A 2,601-nucleotide genomic window follows, 5' to 3' on the forward strand; every position below is an offset into this window, starting at 1 on the left:
ATAGCGCCGTCTGATACACCCCATGCTGGGTGCGCGAACCGCGCAGCAATGGCTCGTAGTAACCGGTCACGAGACCATCGAGCGTGCCGTCGGTATTCGAGAACTGGAACGGAGTGAAATAGGCTTCAAAGAAAGCACGGGCGCTCGTCAGATCCAGATCGTCGATTTGCGCCGCCGCCGAGCAGGCGCGTTGCCAGTTCGGCAGACGGGCGAGCCGCAAGCAGTTCTGCCGCAGCGCGGCCGTCGCTCCGATCAGCGAGTCATCCTGCCAGCCCGGCACCTGCTGCCACGCAACCTGCGTGAGCCGTGCCGCGGCGACCTGACCAGGCACAAACGCCGCGCCGGTCGGCGGCCCGGAAGGACGAACCGCACCGCCGCCTCCGCACGAAGCCACCATCACCGCGACAGAAAGCGCCCCCAGCCAGCCGCCGACCGCGCGGACAACGCCGCCAAAACCCCTACAATGTTCGTACTTGATGGAAACCGCCATGTCTGATCTGTTCGACGAATACCCGATGCTCATGCTCGTACCGGAATTGCTGATAGCGCTCTTCCTGGTCGTCTTCATCGTTGTCTATATGTCGTCCGGCAAGAAGAAAGCGAACCGCGACAAACAACGCTAGCGCTGTTTAAAGACCGCGTGCGGCGCCGCCGGTTCAATGCAACGTGCGCGGCATGCGCAGGACGAATTCCGGCACCGGCGCTTCGAAGCGCTCCCCGTCTTCAGCGACGCAGAAATACTCCCCGCGCATCGTGCCGACGGGCGTCGCAATCACCGCCCAACTCGTATATTCGAATTGCTCGCCCGGCTTGAGCAGCGGCTGGTGGCCGACCACGCCCAGTCCCTTCACCTCCTGCTCGTGCTTGTCGCTATCGGTAATCACCCAATGGCGTGCAATCAGTTGTGCCGGCACCTGACCGCTGTTGCGGATAGTCAGCGTGTAGGCGAACGCATACTGACGGCGCTCAGGGTCCGACTCGTCGGGCAGGTACTGGACCTGCGCCGCCACGCTGAATTCGTACTGGCTCATCCTGATTCCGGTCTGGTGAAACGATGTCGTGAAAGGCTGCGAGAGGCTCGGGCGCCCATGCTGTCAGGCGCGCCGGTAAAGGCGTCATTATTGTCCCGCATTCTGCTTTATGCACGGGATGCCCGCAACCCGGCCATCCCGTCCGGACACGGCCCGGAAACCCACAAGGCGGTAAAATGGGTTTTTCCGCCTACCGCCCGCCCCCGCCATGACGCAATTTCGCATCTCCCCCAGCATTCTGTCGGCCGACTTCTCGCGGCTCGGCGAAGAAGTCCGCAGTGTCGTCGCCGCCGGCGCCGACTGGATCCACTTCGACGTAATGGACAACCATTACGTGCCGAATCTGACCATTGGCCCGCTCGTCTGCGAGGCGCTCCGTCCGCACTGCGACGTGCCGATCGACGTGCATCTGATGGTGCGCCCTGTCGACCGGATCGCGCCGGACTTCGCCAAAGCCGGTGCCAACGTGATCAGCTTTCACCCTGAAGGCTCGGACCACATCGACCGCACGCTGTCGCTGATCCGCGATCACGGCTGCAAGGCCGGTCTCGTGTTCAATCCGGCCACGTCGTTGAGCCACCTCGATTACGTCATGGACAAGGTCGATCTGGTGCTGATCATGTCGGTGAATCCGGGGTTCGGCGGCCAGTCGTTCATTCCCGAAGCGCTCGTCAAGCTGCGCGAAGCCCGCAAGCGCATCGACGCGTACAAGGAAAAAACCGGCCGCGAGATTCATCTCGAAGTGGACGGCGGCGTGAAGGTCGACAACATCGCCGCGATTGCCGCAGCGGGCGCGGACACCTTCGTGGCTGGCTCGGCCATCTTCGGCCACCACGACTACAAGACGATCATCGCCGAGATGCGCGCCGAACTGGCGAAAGTCGAGCAACGCGCATGACGGCAAGCGCAACGCCGCAGTTTCCCGCGCCGGTGTTCGGCGGGCCGCGCATTCTCGCGGCGATCATCGACCTGGACGGCACGATGGTCGACACCGCCGACGACTTCACCGCAGGTCTGAACGGCATGCTCGCCCAGCTCGATGCGGCTGAAACCTCGCGCGAGGAAGTAGTGGGCTATGTCGGCAAGGGCTCCGAGCATCTGATCCGCAGCGTGCTCGCGCCGCGCTTCGAGGCAGTCCAGGCGCAGAACCGTTTCGACGAGGCGCTCGCGATCTACCAGGAAGAGTATGCACGGATCAACGGCCACCATACGCGGCTGTACCCGGACGTCGAGGCCGGCCTGAAAGCCATGCGCGACGCCGGCCTCAAACTCGCATGCGTCACGAACAAGCCGCACCGCTTCGCGTTAGAACTCCTGGAGCAATACGGGCTCGCCGGCTATTTCAGCATCGTGCTCGGCGGCGACAGTCTGTCGAAAAAGAAGCCGGATCCGCTGCCGATGCTCACCGCCTGCGCGCAATTGCAGGTCGAGCCCGAAGCGACAGTAGCGATCGGCGACTCCGAAAACGACGCGCTGGCCGGCCGTGCAGCGGGTATGGCGACGCTGACCGTGCCCTACGGCTACAACCATGGCCAGGCTATACAAACAATAAAATCGGATGGTATAGTTG

The 2,601-nt window shown here is 63.1% G+C and carries 4 protein-coding genes and 1 pseudogene; 3 read left to right on the forward strand and 2 right to left on the reverse strand.

Going from position 1 to position 2,601, the window contains the following annotated elements; all coding sequences use genetic code 11:
* Nucleotides 1–397, reverse strand: a pseudogene (locus M0954_RS10395) (MltA domain-containing protein); the annotation flags it as partial.
* A gap of 91 nt (nt 398–488) precedes the next feature.
* On the opposite strand from M0954_RS10395, the gene M0954_RS10400 reads away from it, so the two are divergent.
* On the forward strand, nt 489–623 hold the full coding sequence (locus tag M0954_RS10400) for a hypothetical protein (protein WP_297353047.1): 135 nt from the start codon (nt 489–491) through the stop codon (nt 621–623).
* Between the two features lie 33 nt (nt 624–656).
* On the opposite strand, the gene apaG is transcribed toward M0954_RS10400, so the two are convergent.
* Complete coding sequence (gene apaG, locus M0954_RS10405) at nt 657–1,031, reverse strand: Co2+/Mg2+ efflux protein ApaG (protein WP_074262575.1); 375 nt, start codon at nt 1,029–1,031, stop codon at nt 657–659.
* A gap of 208 nt (nt 1,032–1,239) precedes the next feature.
* Here apaG and rpe point away from each other — a divergent pair, with 208 nt between their 5' ends.
* Nucleotides 1,240–1,929, forward strand: coding sequence for a ribulose-phosphate 3-epimerase (gene rpe, locus M0954_RS10410; protein ID WP_297353049.1), 690 nt, complete (start codon nt 1,240–1,242; stop codon nt 1,927–1,929).
* On the forward strand, nt 1,926–2,601 hold a 676-nt coding region (locus M0954_RS10415), incomplete at its 3' end, for a phosphoglycolate phosphatase (protein WP_297353051.1). The genes rpe and M0954_RS10415, both read left to right, overlap by 4 nt.

Origin of the sequence: Paraburkholderia sp., from assembly GCF_026225065.1 — a bacterium.
Taxonomy (GTDB): domain Bacteria; phylum Pseudomonadota; class Gammaproteobacteria; order Burkholderiales; family Burkholderiaceae; genus Paraburkholderia.